Raw genomic sequence first — 16,002 nt, forward strand, 5'->3', positions numbered from 1 at the left:
CGTCCGGTCTCGGGGCGCCGTCCCGTACAGTGGGGCCAGACCCCTCGTGTGGCGTCACCCCGTGAACCTCCCCAGGGCCGGAAGGCAGCAAGGATAAGCGGGCTCTGGCGGGTGCGCGGGGGGTCCCTACTTTTCCCGGGCCGGTGCCGTCGCCCACACGGCGCCGTCGGGTCCCCGGCGTCGTCACCTCCGCCACGTAACCTGCCTGCGTGGCTCTGGCGCTCTACCGGAAGTACCGCCCGGCGACCTTCGCCGAGGTGGTCGGGCAGGAGCACGTCACCGCCCCGCTGGTGAACGCGGTCGACGCCGGCCGGATCAACCACGCCTACCTCTTCAGCGGCCCGCGCGGCTGCGGCAAGACGTCGTCGGCGCGGATCCTCGCCCGCTCGCTCAACTGCGAGAAGGGGCCGACGTCGACGCCGTGCGGCGTGTGCACCTCCTGCGTCTCCCTGGCGCCCGACGGCCCCGGCTCGATCGACGTCATCGAGATCGACGCGGCCAGCCACGGCGGTGTCGACGACGCCCGCGACCTGCGGGAGCGCGCCTTCTTCGCGCCGGTCAACAGCCGCTACAAGGTGTACATCGTCGACGAGGCGCACATGGTCACCACGCAGGGCTTCAACGCCCTGCTCAAGGTGGTCGAGGAGCCGCCGGAGTTCCTCGTCTTCGTCTTCGCCACCACCGAGCCGGACAAGGTGCTGCCCACGATCCGCTCGCGCACGCACCACTACCCGTTCCGGCTGGTGCCGCCCACCACGCTGCGCGGCCTGCTGGAGAAGACCTGCGCCGCCGAGGGCGTGCAGGTCGAGCCCACCGTCTTCCCGCTCGTCGTCCGGGCCGGCGGCGGCTCGGTGCGCGACTCGCTGTCCATCCTCGACCAGCTGCTCGCCGGCGCGGGGTCCGAGGGCGTCACCTACAAGGAGGCGGTCGGCCTCCTGGGGGTCACCGACGACGCCCTGCTCGACGAGACGATCGACGCCCTGGCCGCGCACGACGCGCCGGCGGTCTTCCGCGCCGTCGACCGGGTGGTCGAGGCCGGCCACGACCCGCGCCGCTTCGCCACCGACCTGCTCGACCGGCTGCGGGACCTGATCGTGCTCGACGCCGTCCCCGAGGCCGGTGGCAACGGCCTGCTCGACTGCCCGCCCGACCGGCTCGACCTGATGAGCTCCCAGGCCCAGGCGCTGGGCTCGGCGACCCTGTCGCGGATGGCCGACACCGTGCACGAGGGGCTCACCGAGATGCGCGGGACGACCGCGCCGCGGCTGCTGCTCGAGCTGGTCTGCGCGCGCATGCTCCTGCCCGCCACCGACGGCTCCGCCGCCGCCACCCTGCAGCGGCTGGAGCGCCTCGAGCGGCGGATGTCGATCGCCGGCGAGCACGCCGGCCGGCCCGTGGAGCCCGACGACGCGCCGGTCGCGCGGGCGGCGGCCCCGGTCGAGGCGCCGCCGGCCGCCCCCGCGCCGTCCCCGGCCGGGCCGCGCCGGGAGTTCGTGCGCCGGTCGCAGCAGGCCGCCGCCCCGGCACCGGCTCCCGCACCCGAGCCGCCGCCGGCACCGACCCCGCCGACGGCCCGGGCGGCGGCCCCGGCACCGGCCGGGCCCGTCGCCGACGACGACTGGCCCGAGACCCTCCGGCCCGGCACCGCCGCCCCGGCGCCCGCGAAGCCGCGGGTGGCCACCGCTGAACCGGACATCCCGCTGCCGCCCGAGCCCACGGACGACGAGGACTGGCCGCACGCCGCCCGCCCCGCGCGCCCCCCCCCCCCCCCCCCCCCCCCCCCCGCCCCCCCCCCCCCCCGCCCCCCCCGGCCCCGGGCCCCGGCCCCCCCGCCCCCCCCCCCCCCCGAGCCGACCCCGGTGGCGTCGGCGAACCCGCCGGAGCAGGCCTCCGGCGGCGACCTCACCACCAGCGACGTCCGCCGGATCTGGCCCGAGCTGCTGGCGGTGGTCAAGCGGCACAAGCGCACCACCGAGGCCCTGCTCAAGAACGCGCAGGTGCACGAGCTGCGCGCCGGCACCCTCGTGCTGTCGACGTCGTCGCCGGCGCTGGCCCGGCGGATCGGCGACGACCTGAACAAGGACGTCCTGCGCGAGGCGCTCAACGAGCTGCTCGGCGTGCGCTGGAAGGTCGAGGCGGTCGTCGAGGGGGCCGGCGGACCGCCCGGCACCAAGGTCTCGCCCGAGGTGGCCCGCGAGGCCGCCCGCGCCGCCGAGGAGCGCGAGCTGGCCGCCCAGCACGCCGCCGAGGCGGCCGGCGAGCCGGTCGACGACACCCCCGCCGTGGACCCGGAGCAGGCGGCGCTCGCCCTGCTGCGCTCCCAGCTCGGCGCCCGCCCCGTGGAGGGCTGAGGAAGGGACCGGCGTCAGCGTCCGAGGAAGGCCAGGACGCCGGCGGCGAGCCGCCCGGCCAGCGCCTGCCGGCCCTCGGCGGTGCTCATCCACGCCGCGTCGGCGGCGTTGCGCATGTTGCCGCACTCGACGTAGACCGCCGGCACCGCGCTGAGGTTCAGCCCGGCGAGGTCGGGCCGTTCGTCGAGCCCGTCCGCGCCGAGGTAGTCGCTGACCGGCTCGACCGCCACCAGCGCGTCGCGCAGCGCGGTGGCGAGGGCGTCGGTGCGCGCCGCGACGTCCGGCCCGGCGGGATCGAGCGAGGACGTGATCACGTGGAAGCCGCGCCCGCCCGGCGCGGCGCCGTCCCCGTGGATGCCGACGAACGCCGCCGCGCCGACCTGCCCGCCGAGCGCCCCGCGCGCGTCCACGCACGGACCCACGCCGTCGTCGTCCGGACGCGAGAGCACCACCTGCACGCCCGCGGCGGTCAGCAGGTCGCGGGTGCGGACGGCGACGTCCCACGTGAAGGCGTGCTCGGGGTAGCCGGCGTCGGTCGCCGTCCCCGTGGTGTTGCACGGCTTGGTGCCGCCGGCGCCGTCGGGCACCGGCGCGGTCACCACCTCGGGGTGCGCTGCGTTGCCGCCGTTGTGCCCGGGGTCGAGGACGACGACCGGCGGCGGTGCCGGGGGCGGGGTGGGCGACGGCGGGGGAGCGCTGGGAGCCGCCGTGCTCGACGACGGCGGGGCGACCGTCGGGGCGGCGGGGGCGGCGGGGGCGGCGGGCGCGGAGCAGGCCGCGAGCAGGGCGAGGGGCACCAGCACCCTCGCCCGTCGCACACGGCCAGCGTGTCACGCCCGATGTCGCTGCCGCGGCCTACGCTCGGGGCATGTTCCCCGGAGGCCAGCCCGACATGGCGCAGTTGCTCCAGCAGGCCCAGCAGATGCAGCAGCAGCTGGTCGCCGCGCAGGAGGAGCTCGCGCGCACCGAGGTCACCGGCTCGGCCGGTGGCAACCTCGTCACCGCCACGATGACCGGCAGCGGCGAGCTCACCGCGCTCACCATCGCGCCGGCCGCGGTCGACCCCGACGACGTGGAGACGCTGCAGGACCTCATCGTCGCCGCCGTCCGCGACGCGCGGCGCGCCGTCGACGAGCTGGCCGCCACCACCATGGGCCCGCTGGCCGGCGGCCTCGGTGGCGGCCTGGGCCTGCCCGGCCTGTAGATCCGCCCCGGAGGAAAGAACCACCGTGTACGAGGGTGCCGTCCAGGACCTCATCGACGAGCTCGGCCGGCTGCCGGGCGTCGGTCCCAAGAGCGCCCAGCGCATCGCCTTCCACCTGCTCGCCGCCGAGAGCGCCGACGTCGGTCGGCTGGTCGCGGCGCTGCAGCGGGTGCAGGCCGAGGTGCGCTTCTGCTCGACCTGCTACAACGTCGCCGAGGGCGAGCAGTGCCGGATCTGCCGCGACCCGCGCCGCTCCGACGACGTCATCTGCGTCGTCGAGGAACCCAAGGACGTCGTCGCGATCGAGCGCACGCGGGAGTTCCGCGGCAAGTACCACGTGCTCGGCGGCGCGATCAGCCCGATCGAGGGCGTCGGCCCCGACGACCTGCGGGTTCGGGAGCTGATGACGCGGCTCATGGACGGCTCGGTCACCGAGCTGATCATCGCCACCGACCCCAACCTCGAGGGCGAGGCCACCGCGGCCTACCTGGCGCGGCTGGTCGGCCCCATGGGGCTCGCGGTGTCCCGGCTGGCCAGCGGACTGCCGGTCGGCGGTGACCTCGAGTACGCCGACGAGGTCACCCTGGGCCGCGCCTTCGAGGGCCGCCGCCGCATCGACGCCTGAAGCGGAGTCCCAGGGCCGCACTTCCCGCGCCCTGGGACTCCGCTCACTCGACCACGACGTCGTCGCCGCGGCGGAGGGCCGTGCGCACCCGGAGCCTCAGCCGCTTGGCGTACGCCCGCACGAACTGCGTGTAGCCGGGCGTCGGGCCGTGGTAGCCGAGGAAGCCGCGCGGCCCCTCGACCATCTCCCCGGTGCGGACGTCGTAGCGGCTCTGGTGCCACGGGCAGACCAGGCAGCCGTCGGCGTCGACGCTGCCCTCGGACAGGTCGGCCAGCTGGTGCCGGCAGCGCCGGGAGACCGCGAAGTACCCCCCGCCGGCGTTGCCCACCGCCCAGTCGCCGGCGCGGCGGACCGCGCCCGGCGGGAGCTCGGCGGCGGGGATCCGGTCGGGTGCGTCCACGGTGCCTCCAGCGGCTCGGGGGTCGGACCGCCGCCCTACCCGCGACCGACCCGATCGACGCGGGCCGCGGTTAGGGTCCGGCGGAACGCGTCCGCCCGGAGGGAGCCCTCGTGCGCCGGTTGCTCGTCGTCCTCGGCCTGCTGGCCGGGCTGCTGCTCGCCGCCGCCCCGGCGCTGGCCGAGGCCCCGTTCCGGCTCGACGACCAGGTCACCGACGAGTCCGGGGTGCTCTCCTCCGGCGACCGGGACCGGGTCGAGGAGGCGCTGGAGGAGCTCCGCGACGCCGACGGCACGCAGCTGTGGGTGGTGTTCGTCGACTCCTTCGACGGCGCCGACGGGTTCGACTGGGCGGCCGACACCGCCGAGGCCTCCCAGCTCGGCGACGGCGACGTGCTGTTCGCCGTCGCCGTCGGCGACCGCGCGTACGGCTGGTCGGTCGACGAGGGCTTCCGGCTGTCCGACGAGGACCTGCAGGACCTCGTCACCTCCGACGTCGAGCCGCGGCTCGCCGAGGAGGACTGGGCCGGCGCGGTGGTGGCCCTGGCCGACGGTCTGCAGCCGTCGTCGATCTGGCCGGCCGTGCTGGTCGTCGCCGCCGTCGTCCTGGTCGTCGCCGGCCTGGTCTGGGGAAACCGGGTGCGCAAGCGGCGCCGGGCCGAGGACGAGCGCCGGCGCCGCGAGGACCCGTTCCCCGGCGAGCCCACCGAGTCGGTGCAGGGCCGGGCCGCGGAGGCGCTGCTGCAGGTGGACGAGGCGCTGCGCACGTCGCAGGTCGACCTGGACTTCGCCCGCCAGCAGTACGGCGAGGCGGCCGTCGCCGAGGCGGCCGCGACCTTCGCCGCCGCCCGCGCCGAGATGGACCAGGCCTTCGCGGTCCGGCAGCGGCTCGACGACGAGCACCCGGAGGACGACGAGACGACCCGGAAGATGCTCGCCGAGCTGATCCGGCTCGCCGACTCGGCCGACACGAAGCTCGACGCGCAGGCCGCGGCCTTTGCGCAGCTGCGCGACCTGGAGCGCAACGCCCCGCTGCTGCTCGACGGGCTGGCCGCGCGGGTCACCGCCCTGACCGAGCGCCTGCCGCAGGAGGAGGCCGCGCTGGCCCGCCTCCGCGAGCGCTGGTCCCGCACGGCGCTGGCGCCCGAGGACGACAACGACGCCGAGGCCCGCGCCCGCCTCATCGCCGCGCAGCAGGCGGTCGACGGCGGCCGCGCCGAGATCGCCGCGGGCCGGCCGGGGATGGCCGCGCCGGCCGTCCGGGCCGCGGAGGAGGCGGTCAGCCAGGCGGCGACGCTGCTCGACGCGATCGGCCGTCGCGGGCAGGAGCTCGAGGACGCCGCGGCCCGGCTGCCCGCCGCGCGCGCGGAGGCCGAGCGCGCGCTGGGCGAGGCCCGCACGCTGGCCGCCTCCGGTACCGAGAGCACCGGCCTCGCCGAGCAGCTGGCCCGCGCGGAGCAGGCGCTGGCCGAGGTCGACGCGCTGGCCGGCGGGAGCCCGCCCGACCCGCTGACCGCGCTGGAGAAGCTCACCGCGGCCGACACCGCGCTCGACGAGGCGCTGGCCCGGGCGCGGGACGAGCAGGCGCGGCAGGACGCCGCCCGCGCCCGGCTCGACCGCGTGCTCGCCGGGGCTCGGGTCCGGGTCGCCGGGGCCGAGGACCTCGTCGCGACGCGCGGCGCCCGGGTGGGCGCCGCCGCGCGCACCGCGCTGGCCGAGGCGCGCCGCCACCTCGCCCAGGCCGAGGCGGCCGCCGCGCTCGACGCCGTGGTGGCCCTGGCCGCCGCCGAGCGGGCGACCGCCCAGGCGCAGGCGGCGCAGAACGCCGTGCACCGCGACCTCTCCCCGCCCGTCGCCGTGGGCGGCGGCTGGGGAGGGGGCTACGGCGGTGGCGGGTGGGGAGGCGGAGGCCTCGGCTGGGGCGGCGGAGGGTTCGGCGGCTCCGGCGGCGGTTACCGCTCCTCCCGTCGCTCGTCGTCGCGCTCCTCCGGCGTCCGCCGCTCGTCCGGTGGCGGCCGGCGGTCCGGCGGGGGCGGTCGGCGCGGGGGCGGCGGCCGGTTCTGAAGCGGCGGCGCGCGGGAACCCGGCAGGGCGTCCGCACGTGCAGAAGGTCCGGGACGTCCTCTGCGGCGGCCCACGCAACTGGAGGTTCGCGCACCGTGCGTCGTCTGACGATCGTCCTCGGCGTCTCCGCCGCCGCCCTGCTCGCCGGGGCGGCCCCGGCGCTCGCCGAGCCGCCGTCGGCCCTGTCCGACCAGGTCACCGACACCGCCGACGTCCTCTCCGCCGGCGAGGAGGCCGACGTCGAGCAGGTCCTGCAGGACCTGCAGACCGACACCGGCACCCAGCTGTACGTCGCCTTCGTCGACACCTTCGACGGCGCCGACGGCCAGCAGTGGGCCACCGAGGCCGCGAACGCGACCGGCCTCTCCGGCAACCAGGTGCTGCTGGCCGTCGCGGTGGAGGACGGGCAGTACGGGTTCGACGCGGGCACGGCGGAGGACCAGGCCGAGCTCAACCAGGGCGCCGCCGACATCGAGTCGCAGCTGGGCGACGGGGACTGGGCCGGTGCGGTGAGCGCCACGGCCGACGCGCTCGGCGGCTCGACGGCGTCGTCCTCCGACTCCTCCGCCGGCGGCGGCGGGGGCGGCGGCGCCGTCCTGCTGGTCGTGCTGCTGCTCGCGCTGGTCGCCGTCGGCGGCTACCTGTTCGTGCGCTCGCGCCGGAACCGGGGCCGCGCCGAGCTGCCGGCCGCCGGGCGGGGGCAGCTGCCGGCGCCCGACCCGCACGCCGGCACGCCGACCGCGACGCTCAACGGCCGCGCGAGCGAGGCCCTGCTCGAGCTCGACGAGCGGGTCCGCACCGCCCAGGTCAACGTCGACTTCGCCCGCACCCACTTCGGGGCCGACGCCGTGCCCGGTGCCGACGAGGCCCTGGAGCGCTCGCGCGACGAGCTGGCCCGGGCCTTCACCATCCGCCAGGAGCTGGACGACGAGATCCCCGAGGACGAGCCGACGCAGCGGCGGATGCTCACCGAGCTGCTGGCCCTCACCGACGCGGCGGGCAAGCGGCTGGCGGAGCAGTCCGCCGCCCTCGACGCCCTGCGCGCGCAGGAGGCCCAGGCCCCGCAGGCCATCGAGGAGCTGGGCCGCCGGATCGACGCCCTGCAGCAGCGGCTGCCCGCCCAGGAGCGCAGGCTCACCGAGCTGCAGGGCCGCTACGCCGCGAGCGCCCTGGCCCCGGTCGCGGTGAACGTGCAGGAGGCCGGGGCCCGGCTGGCCGCGGCGGAGCAGCTGCTCGGCCAGGCCCGCGAGGCCCAGCAGGGCGGGCAGACGGGGCAGGCCGTCGGCCGGCTGCGTCCGGCCGAGGACGCGGTCACGCAGAGCACCACGCTGCTCGACGCGATCGACCGGCTGGCCGAGGACCTCGCCACCGCCGAGCAGCGGCTGGCCGCCGCCCGCGCCGAGACCGAGGCCGACCTGGCCGAGGCCCGGGCGCTGATGGCGCGCGGCGACCGCGACGGCCTGCAGCCGCCCGTCGCCCGCGCCCAGGCCGAGCTGGCGTCCGCCGAGAGCGCGCTGCACCCGTCCGACGGCGGCCTGCCCGACCCGCTGGCCGCGCTGCGCCGGATCGAGGAGGCCGACGCCGCCCTCGAGCAGGCGCTGCAGAGCGCCCGCGACGCGGAGACCAACCGCCGGCGTGCCGCCGAGGCGCTCGAGCAGGCACTGCTCACCGCGCGCTCGGGGGTCACGGCGGCCGACGACTTCATCAGCACCCGGCGCGGTGCCGTGGGCAGCGAGGCGCGCACCCGCCTGGCCGAGGCCGAGCGCCACCTCGAGGCGTCGGCCCGGATGGCCTACGACGACCCGGTCCGCGCGCTGCGCGAGGCGCAGAGCGCCGACCAGCTGGCCCGCTACGCCCTCCAGCTCGCCCAGGACGACGTGCTGCGGTGGTCGCAGCGCACCGGCTACGGCTGGGGCGGCGGCTACGGGCAGGGCGGCGGCTACGGGCAGGGCTACGGCTACGGACGCCCGGGCTACGGCTACGGGCGCGGCGGTGGCATGGGCAACGCCCTGGGGTGGGGGCTCGGCGGCCTCGTGCTCGGCGGCCTGCTGTTCGGGGACAACGACGGCGACTTCGGCGGCGACTTCTCGGCCGGCGGGGGCGACTTCGGCGGGGGCGGGGACTTCGGCGGCGGCGGGGACTTCGGCGGCGACTTCGGCGGCGGCGGGGACTTCTGAGAACTGTCGGTGCCCGGGAGGAGGCTGCGGCCCCCGACTCGAGGAGGACAGCGATGCCCACCCGCGACACCCCCTGGCCGAACGGCACCCCGTGCTGGGTCGACTACGGAGCCGCTGACGTCGACGCCGCCCGCGCCTTCTACGGCGGCCTGTTCGGCTGGGAGTTCACCGGCGGCGGCGAGGAGTACGGCGGCTACCTCAACGCCACGCGCGACGGCCGGCCGGTCGCCGGCCTGGCACCGCTCGTGCAGGACTCCGGCCCGCCCGCCTGGACGACCTACTTCGCCACCGACGACTCCGCGGCCGCGGTCGAGCGCATCACGGCGGCCGGCGGCACCGTCGTCGTCGCGCCGATGGAGGTGCCGCCGTTCGGCGTCATGACCATCGCGCTCGACCCGCAGGGCAACGGGTTCGGCCTCTGGGAGGCCCGGGAGCACACCGGCTTCCAGCGGCACAGCGAGCCGGGCACGGTGGCGTGGGACGAGGCGACCTCCGACGACCCCGCCGCCGCCCGGGCCTTCTACGGCGCGGTCTTCGGCTACGCCTTCGACGACGTGGAGGGCCTCGAGGGCTACGCCACCTTCCGCACCGACGAGCGCACCCCCGAGTACCCGCAGGGCGGCATGGGCGGTTCCGTGCCCGGCATCCCCACCGGCTGGCTGGTCTGCTTCGGGGTGGCGTCGGCCGACGAGGCGGTCGCCGCCGTGGAGGCGCAGGGCGGCAAGGTGCTCACCGGCCCCGAGGACACCCCGTTCGGGCGGTTCGCCGTCCTCGAGGACCCGTGGGGCGCGCCGTTCGAGGTGATCCAGGACGTCGACCCGGCCTGAGCCGGACCGGGGAGCTGCCGCGCCGGCGGGTCAGCCGCGCGGCAGCTGCCCGTAGGCGTGCTCGGGGCGCAGCCGCACGACCAGCCGGCGGTCGGTGACCATCGCCGCCCGGTACTCGTCCCAGTCCGGGTGCTCGCCGGCGGTGCCGCGGTAGTAGGTGATCAGCTCCTCCACCGTCGCGTCGTGCGGGTCGGCGGCCACCGGCGTGAGCTCGGCGGTGCCCTCGACCGCGACCCAGGTCCAGACGTCGTCGCCGCGCACGTGGAGGGTGGCCCGCGGATCGCGCCGCAGGTTGCGGGTCTTCACCCGGTCGTCGGTGACCGAGATGCGGATCAGCCCGGCGTCGCGGTCGTACGCGTAGCCGATCGTCGACACCTGGGGCCGGCCGTCGCCCTTGACGGTGGCCAGCACGCCCCACCGGTTCGCGGCGAGGACGTCGAGCATGCGGGGATCGGGGTGGACCGCCATGCCCTCAGCCTGCCGCAGCCCGGGCCGTCCGTGCACCCCGGCCGGACGACGACAAGCTCTCCGGCGGTCCCCGGTCACGACCGCATAACACCCTGTCCGCCGCCCTCCTGAGCGGGAAAACCTCTGTGCTAGGCATGGGGCCTCTTATCGGACCACGGGCGGCCGCCGTGGGGCGCGCCCCGCGCCCGGCGGCCGCTCCCATGAAGACGAGGTACGCGGATGAGTTCCGTTTCGAGGGACGGCCGGCGGCGGCTCGCCGTCACGTCCGGCATCGCGGTGACGGCCCTGGTGCTGGCCGCCTGCGGCGGGGGCGGTGACGACGACGGCGGCGGCGGCTCGGGCGGCGGCGGCGACACCCTGATCATCGGGACCAGCGACAAGATCACCACGATCGACCCGGCGGGCTCGTACGACAACGGCTCGTTCGCCGTGATGAACCAGGTCTACCCGTTCCTGATGAACACCCCCTACGGCAGCCCGGACGTCGAGCCGGACATCGCCGAGTCGGCCGAGTTCACCTCGCCGACCCAGTACACGGTCACGCTGAAGCCGGGCCTGACCTTCGCCAACGGCAACGAGCTGACCTCGTCGGACGTGAAGTTCACCTTCGACCGCATGGTGGCGATCAACGACCCGAACGGCCCGGCCTCGCTGCTGTACAACCTGGCCAGCGTCGACGCGCCCGACGACACCACGGTCGTGTTCAACCTGACCAACCCCGACGACCAGGTCTTCCCGCAGATCCTCTCCAGCCCGGTGGGCCCGATCGTCGACGAGGACGTCTTCTCGCCCGACTCGCTCACGCCGGACGACGAGATCGTCGAGGGCCAGGCGTTCGCCGGCCCGTACACGATCACCGACTACGACCTCAACAACCTGGTCTCCTACGAGGCCAACCCCGACTACCAGGGCCTGCTCGGTGCGCCGGCGACGTCGAACATCGACGTCAAGTACTACGCCGACGCCTCGAACCTGAAGCTCGACGTGCAGGAGGGCAACATCGACGTCGCCTTCCGCAGCCTGTCGGCGACCGACATCGAGGACCTGCGCGGCAACGACGACGTCCGGGTCGTCGACGGGCCGGGCGGAGAGATCCGCTACATCGTCTTCAACTTCAACACGCAGCCCTACGGCGCGACGACGCCCGAGGCCGACCCGGCCAAGGCGCTCGCCGTCCGGCAGGCGGTGGCCGACCTGATCGACCGCGAGGAGCTCGCCGACCAGGTCTACAAGGGCACCTACACCCCGCTGTACTCGTTCGTGCCCGAGGGCCTCACCGGCGCCACCACCCCGCTGCGGGACCTCTACGGCGACGGGCAGGGCGGGCCGGACCCGGACAAGGCGGCCCAGCGGCTGCAGGCGGCCGGCGTCCAGACCCCGGTCGAGCTGAACCTCCAGTACTCCGACGACCACTACGGGCCGTCCTCGGGTGACGAGTACGCCCTGATCAAGGACCAGCTGGAGGCGACGGGCCTGTTCACCGTCAACCTGCAGACGACGGAGTGGGTCCAGTACTCCGAGGACCGCGTCGCCGACGTGTACCCGGCCTACCAGCTCGGCTGGTTCCCGGACTACTCCGACGCCGACAACTACCTCACGCCGTTCTTCCTCACGGAGAACTTCCTGAGCAACCACTACTCCAACCAGCAGGTCAACGACCTGATCCTGCAGCAGGCCACCACCGCCGACCCGGCGGCGCGGCAGGCGCTCATCGAGCAGATCCAGGAGCTCGAGGCGCAGGACCTGTCGACCGTGCCGTACCTGCAGGGTGCCCAGGTCGCCGTCACCGGGGTGGACATCGAGGGGGCCGAGGACACCCTCGACGCCTCGTTCAAGTTCCGGTACGGAGCCCTGTCCCGCACCAGCTGAGGCGGGCGGACCCGTAGCCGGGCCCCGGGTGGCTCGCCTCGAGCGAGCCACCCGGGGCCCGCGCGCGTGCGGCGCCCGGCACGGGCGCATCCTTTTCACCGCAACCGGCACCCCGGTTGCGCTTCGAGGCCGCGAACCACCGCGGCACCGGACGGCTGGACGGACATGACGACCACCACGAGCGAGCTGACCGACAGCCCGGCCCAGGACGACGGCGCCGGCGCACCGGTCGCCCGCCGACGACGCCAGGGCGGCGGCCTGGGCCGCTACGTCCTGGTGCGCTTCCTGCTGATCATCCCGACGATCTTCATCCTCGTGACGACCGTCTTCTTCCTGATGCGGACGACGGGCGACCCGATCACCGCCGCGCTCGGCGGCCGGCTGCCGGCCGACCAGCTCGCCGAGCGGGTCCGCGAGGCCGGGTACGACCGCCCGCTGTTCGAGCAGTACCTGGACTACCTCGGCGGCGTCTTCACCGGCGACTTCGGGACGACCGCCAGCGACCGCCGGCCGGTGCTCGACGTGCTCACCACGTTCGGCACCGCGACCCTCGAGCTCACCGTCTACGCCCTGGTCGTGGCCTTCCTGGTCGGCATCCCGCTGGGCCTGGTGGCCGCCTACTTCCGCGACCGCGCCCCGGACGCCGTGCTGCGGGTGTTCGCGATCCTCTTCTACGCCACGCCGGTGTTCTTCCTCGGCCTGCTGTTCAAGCTGATCTTCTCGGTGGGCCTGGACTGGCTGCCGGTGGCCGGCCGCGCCTCGACCCGCTCGGAGCTCCAGCTGACCCGGATGGACGGCGCGACCGGGATCTACCTGGTCGACGCCATCAAGCTGGGCGACCCGGAGATCATCGGCGACGTCCTGGAGCACGCGATCCTGCCCGCGCTGGCGCTCGGGCTGCTCACCGCCGGCATCTTCCTGCGGCTGGTGCGCACCAACGTGATCGGCACGCTGGGCTCCGGCTACGTCGAGGCGGCCCGCTCGCGCGGGGTGGGGGAGTACCGGCTGCTGCGCAAGCACGCCTACCGGCCGGCGCTCATCCCGATCATCACGGTGATCGGCCTGCAGGTCGCCATCCTGCTGGTCGGCGCGGTGCTCACCGAGACGACGTTCGAGTGGAAGGGGCTGGGCTTCCAGCTCTCGGAGTACCTGCAGGCCCGCGACTTCGTGGCGGTGCAGGGCATCGTCGCGCTGCTGGCGGTGATCGTCGCGGTGACGAACTTCGTCGTCGACATCGTCGCCGCGCTCATCGACCCCCGGGTGAGGTACTGATGGCCACCGCGGCGACCCCCGCCGACACCCCCGCGGCCCCGCGGCGGCGGCGCTCCTGGAAGAAGCTGCCGGTCGTCCACCAGCTGCGGCAGAGCGTGGGCCTGCAACGCGGGATGCTCGTCGCCGGCCTCGTGCTCATCGCGGTCTTCCTCATCGCGGCGCTCTTCGCGCCGCTGCTCGCGCCGTACGAGTACGGCCAGCTGCGCGACGCCGAGGGCGCGTTCGGTGCGCAGCAGCCGCCGTCGAGCGCGCACTGGCTGGGCACCACCGTGGGGGGTTACGACGTCCTGTCCCGCGTGATCTGGGGGGCGCGGACGGCGCTGCTGGTCATCGTGGTCGCCGTCCTGCTCTCGCTCGTGGCCGGCGTGCTGCTCGGGCTGGTGTCCGGCTACTTCGGCGGCTGGGTCGACCGCGTGCTCGTGGTGATCTGCGACGCCATCTACGCCTTCCCGACGCTGCTGCTGGCCATCGTGATCGCGATCGCGATCAGCGGCGGGCAGTCCAGCATGTGGGGCGGGATCATGGCCGCGGCCATCTCGATCACCGTCGTCTTCATCCCGCAGTACTTCCGGGTGGTCCGCGCCGAGACGGTGCGGATCAAGGCGGAGGCCTTCGTCGAGTCGGCCCGCGTGATCGGCGCGAGCAACTGGCGGATCATGACCCGGCACGTGCTGCGCAACGCCACCCGCACCCTGCCGCTGATCCTCACGCTCAACGCCTCCGAGGCGATCCTCACCCTGGCCGGCCTGGGCTTCCTCGGCTTCGGCATCCAGCCGACCGCGGCCGCCGAGTGGGGCTACGACCTCAACCGCTCGATCTCCGACGTGAGCAGCGGCATCTGGTGGACGTCGGTGTTCCCGGGTGCGGCGATCGTGCTCACCGTGCTCGCGCTGACGCTGGTCGGCGAGAGCCTCAACGACCTGGCCGACCCGCGGCTGCGCGCCCGCCGCCGGGCGGCCGACGACGTCCCCGTCGGCCTCGCCGAGGTGGCGGTCGTGCCGGGCGGCACGCTCGCCGCGCCGGGCGGGATCGGCGGGCTGGAACCAGGGGCGGGGAGCGCACGATGAGCGTCGTCGACATCGACAACCTGGCGGTCTCCTTCGCCACCGACGCGGGCACCGTCCCGGCGGTGCGCGACGTCAGCCTCTCCGTCGAGGCCGGCGAGGTGCTGGCCATCGTCGGCGAGAGCGGCAGCGGGAAGACGGTGACCGCGCGCAGCATCCTCGGCCTGCTGCCCGAGACCGCGACCACCCGCGGCGCCGTCGTCCTGTCCCGCAAGGACGGGACGGGGGAGCACGACGTCGTGCAGCTCTCCTCCAAGCAGATGCGCGAGGTGCGCGGGCGGGACGCCGCGATGGTGTTCCAGGAGCCCGGCAGCGTCCTGAACCCCGTCTACAAGGTGGGCTGGCAGATCGTCGAGGGGCTGCGCGCCCACGGCCGGATGAGCCGCGCGGAGGCGCGGGAGAAGGCGATCGACGTGCTGCGGCGGGTCGGCATCCCCGACCCCGAGGAGCGCATCGACTACTACCCGCACCAGTTCTCCGGCGGGCAGAAGCAGCGCATCGTCATCGCGCAGGCGCTCGCGCTCGACCCCGGCGTGATCATCGCCGACGAGCCGACCACGGCCCTCGACGTCACGGTGCAGGCCGAGATCCTCGACCTGCTTCGGCGCTGCCGCGACGAGTTCGGCGCGGCGATCGTCCTGATCACGCACAACATGGGCGTGGTGGCCGACCTCGCCGACCGGGTCGCCGTCATGTACCAGGGGCGGATCGTCGAGGAGGCCGACGTCCGGACGCTGTTCCGCGCGCCGCGGGACGCCTACACCCGGCAGCTGCTCGGCTCGGTGCCGCGGATCGGCCAGGGGACGGCGCGGGCGGTCGAGCGGGCCGCCCGGCGGGCGCCGGACTGGTCGCAGACCGCCCCGGTCGTCGAGGCGCGCGACCTGCGCATCGTCTACCCCGGCCGGTTCCGGCAGCCGGACTTCACCGCGGTGGACGGCGTCAGCTTCGCCATCCGCCCGGGCGAGGTGCTCGGCCTCGTCGGCGAGAGCGGCAGCGGCAAGACCACGATCGGCCGGGCCATCGCCGGGCTGACCAGGGTGACCGACGGCTCGTTGCGGGTGCTCGGCACCGAGATGAACGGGGTCAAGGAGCGCGCGTTCCGGCCGGTGCGCGAGCGCATCGGGTTCGTCTTCCAGGACCCGGCGACCAGCTTCAACCCGCTGCTCACCATCGCCGAGGCCGTCGCGGAGCCGCTGATCGTGCACGGCCGGCACAAGGACCTCGCCGGCGCGCGCAAGCGGGTCGACGACATGCTCGAGTCGGTGCAGCTGCCGAAGAGCTTCGGCGACCGGTACCCGCACGAGCTGTCGGGCGGCCAGCGGCAGCGGGCGTCGCTGGCCCGCGGGCTGGCGCTCTTCCCCGAGCTGCTGATCGCCGACGAGCCGACGTCGGCGCTGGACGTGTCGGTGCAGGCCAAGGTGCTCGAGCTGTTCGAGGACCTGCAGCGCGAGCTCGGGTTCGCGGCGCTGTTCATCAGCCACGACCTCGCCGTGGTCGACCTGCTGGCCGACCGGATCGCCGTCCTCTACCGGGGGCAGCTGGTCGAGGAGGGGACGGGGGAGCAGGTGCTCGGCGCGCCCCAGCACCCGTACACCCAGCGGCTGCTGGCCTCGCTGCCGGTGCCGGACCCGGACGAGCAGGCCCGCCGCCGCGCCCACTGGGAGCAGCTGTCCACCGGAGGCTGA

At 75.4% G+C, this 16,002-nt stretch carries 13 protein-coding genes and 1 other RNA gene; 11 read left to right on the plus strand and 3 right to left on the minus strand.

Annotated elements, in window-relative coordinates:
* Positions 1–35 precede the first annotated feature (35 nt).
* Positions 36–131, plus strand: an RNA gene (gene ffs, locus ACI8AF_RS01235) — signal recognition particle sRNA small type.
* A 78-nt stretch (positions 132–209) separates the two neighbouring features.
* Entirely contained in the window at positions 210–2,351 is a 2,142-nt protein-coding gene (locus ACI8AF_RS01240; protein WP_456537831.1) for a DNA polymerase III subunit gamma and tau, read from the plus strand.
* A 14-nt stretch (positions 2,352–2,365) separates the two neighbouring features.
* Here the strand turns inward: ACI8AF_RS01240 and ACI8AF_RS01245 are convergent, their stop codons facing one another.
* On the minus strand, positions 2,366–3,169 hold the full coding sequence (locus ACI8AF_RS01245; protein WP_456537832.1) for an N-acetylmuramoyl-L-alanine amidase: 804 nt from the start codon (positions 3,167–3,169) through the stop codon (positions 2,366–2,368).
* 50 nt (positions 3,170–3,219) lie between these two features.
* Here ACI8AF_RS01245 and ACI8AF_RS01250 point away from each other — a divergent pair, with 50 nt between their 5' ends.
* A complete protein-coding gene (locus ACI8AF_RS01250) occupies positions 3,220–3,555 on the plus strand; it encodes a YbaB/EbfC family nucleoid-associated protein (RefSeq protein WP_456537833.1) in 336 nt (111 codons plus the stop codon).
* A gap of 25 nt (positions 3,556–3,580) precedes the next feature.
* Positions 3,581–4,180, plus strand: coding sequence for a recombination mediator RecR (recR, locus tag ACI8AF_RS01255; RefSeq protein ID WP_456537834.1), 600 nt, complete (start codon positions 3,581–3,583; stop codon positions 4,178–4,180).
* Positions 4,181–4,223: 43 nt separating this feature from the next.
* Here the strand turns inward: recR and ACI8AF_RS01260 are convergent, their stop codons facing one another.
* Positions 4,224–4,580, minus strand: coding sequence for a Rieske (2Fe-2S) protein (locus tag ACI8AF_RS01260; protein WP_456537835.1), 357 nt, complete (start codon positions 4,578–4,580; stop codon positions 4,224–4,226).
* Positions 4,581–4,690: 110 nt separating this feature from the next.
* Between ACI8AF_RS01260 and ACI8AF_RS01265 the strand changes: the two genes are divergently transcribed.
* The 3 genes from ACI8AF_RS01265 to ACI8AF_RS01275 all read left to right on the plus strand — a co-directional run bounded on the left by ACI8AF_RS01265 (position 4,691) and on the right by ACI8AF_RS01275 (position 9,644).
* Positions 4,691–6,640 carry a TPM domain-containing protein gene (locus ACI8AF_RS01265; RefSeq protein ID WP_456537836.1) on the plus strand — a complete coding sequence of 650 codons (1,950 nt, stop codon included), beginning with the start codon at positions 4,691–4,693 and terminating at the stop codon, positions 6,638–6,640.
* A 95-nt stretch (positions 6,641–6,735) separates the two neighbouring features.
* Complete coding sequence (locus ACI8AF_RS01270; RefSeq protein ID WP_456537837.1) at positions 6,736–8,817, plus strand: TPM domain-containing protein; 2,082 nt, start codon at positions 6,736–6,738, stop codon at positions 8,815–8,817.
* Positions 8,818–8,870: 53 nt separating this feature from the next.
* Entirely contained in the window at positions 8,871–9,644 is a 774-nt protein-coding gene (locus tag ACI8AF_RS01275; protein ID WP_456537838.1) for a VOC family protein, read from the plus strand.
* A 30-nt stretch (positions 9,645–9,674) separates the two neighbouring features.
* Here ACI8AF_RS01275 and ACI8AF_RS01280 read toward each other — a convergent pair whose 3' ends face one another.
* The gene (locus ACI8AF_RS01280) at positions 9,675–10,112 is read right to left on the minus strand and encodes a PPOX class F420-dependent oxidoreductase (RefSeq protein ID WP_456537839.1); all 438 of its coding nucleotides are present in this window, start codon (positions 10,110–10,112) and stop codon (positions 9,675–9,677) included.
* 219 nt (positions 10,113–10,331) lie between these two features.
* Here ACI8AF_RS01280 and ACI8AF_RS01285 point away from each other — a divergent pair, with 219 nt between their 5' ends.
* The 4 genes from ACI8AF_RS01285 to ACI8AF_RS01300 all read left to right on the plus strand — a co-directional run bounded on the left by ACI8AF_RS01285 (position 10,332) and on the right by ACI8AF_RS01300 (position 16,002).
* Positions 10,332–11,981, plus strand: a complete 1,650-nt coding sequence (locus tag ACI8AF_RS01285) for an ABC transporter substrate-binding protein (protein WP_456537840.1) — start codon at positions 10,332–10,334, stop codon at positions 11,979–11,981.
* Between the two features lie 165 nt (positions 11,982–12,146).
* Positions 12,147–13,253 (plus strand): ABC transporter permease, encoded by a 1,107-nt coding sequence (locus ACI8AF_RS01290; RefSeq protein ID WP_456537841.1) that lies wholly within the window; start codon positions 12,147–12,149, stop codon positions 13,251–13,253.
* Positions 13,253–14,320 (plus strand): ABC transporter permease, encoded by a 1,068-nt coding sequence (locus tag ACI8AF_RS01295; RefSeq protein WP_456537842.1) that lies wholly within the window; start codon positions 13,253–13,255, stop codon positions 14,318–14,320. Before ACI8AF_RS01290 ends, ACI8AF_RS01295 begins: the two co-directional genes overlap by 1 nt.
* Positions 14,317–16,002 (plus strand): dipeptide ABC transporter ATP-binding protein, encoded by a 1,686-nt coding sequence (locus tag ACI8AF_RS01300; RefSeq protein WP_456537843.1) that lies wholly within the window; start codon positions 14,317–14,319, stop codon positions 16,000–16,002. Before ACI8AF_RS01295 ends, ACI8AF_RS01300 begins: the two co-directional genes overlap by 4 nt.

The organism is Blastococcus sp. SYSU D00669 (assembly GCF_054050715.1).

Bases quoted from the DNA above. Each gene is read 5' to 3' on its own strand.
- ACI8AF_RS01250 (WP_456537833.1), top strand. From the start codon at position 3,220: ATGTTCCCCGGAGGCCAGCCCGACATGGCGCAGTTGCTCCAGCAGGCC.
- ACI8AF_RS01275 (WP_456537838.1), top strand. From the start codon at position 8,871: ATGCCCACCCGCGACACCCCCTGGCCGAACGGCACCCCGTGCTGGGTC.
- ACI8AF_RS01280 (WP_456537839.1), bottom strand. From the start codon at position 10,112: ATGGCGGTCCACCCCGATCCCCGCATGCTCGACGTCCTCGCCGCGAAC.
- ACI8AF_RS01285 (WP_456537840.1), top strand. From the start codon at position 10,332: ATGAGTTCCGTTTCGAGGGACGGCCGGCGGCGGCTCGCCGTCACGTCC.
- ACI8AF_RS01290 (WP_456537841.1), top strand. From the start codon at position 12,147: ATGACGACCACCACGAGCGAGCTGACCGACAGCCCGGCCCAGGACGAC.
- ACI8AF_RS01295 (WP_456537842.1), top strand. From the start codon at position 13,253: ATGGCCACCGCGGCGACCCCCGCCGACACCCCCGCGGCCCCGCGGCGG.
- ACI8AF_RS01300 (WP_456537843.1), top strand. From the start codon at position 14,317: ATGAGCGTCGTCGACATCGACAACCTGGCGGTCTCCTTCGCCACCGAC.